Here is a 284-nt window from a genome sequence, read left to right on the forward strand (position 1 = left end):
GGTGGTGGAGTTTGAGCTGAAGGAAGCCCTGAATAAGCCCTTTAAGCTGGGCCTGAAACTGGCGAGCCCGCAGCCCGGGATTGATTTTGGCGACGTGCTGGACCAGCCGTGCGAGCTGATGGTCTGGTATAACGGCGAGCTGCAGCGTCGGGTCAGCGGCATCGTGAGCCATTTTGCGCTGGGGGATACGGGATTCCGGCGCACCCGCTATGAGGCCATTGTACGACCGGCGCTGTGGCGTACCGGACTGCGCACCAACTGCCGGATTTTCCAGGTGAAAAAGC

1 protein-coding gene is annotated in these 284 nt (G+C 60.9%); it reads left to right on the forward strand.

What is annotated here, in order from left to right:
* A partial coding sequence (locus tag ADK28_RS00060; RefSeq protein WP_048794570.1) for a contractile injection system protein, VgrG/Pvc8 family occupies nt 1-284 on the forward strand: 284 nt, incomplete at both ends.

The sequence above is a fragment of the Serratia sp. 506_PEND genome (assembly GCF_001076875.1).
GTDB lineage: Bacteria > Pseudomonadota > Gammaproteobacteria > Enterobacterales > Enterobacteriaceae > Serratia > Serratia marcescens.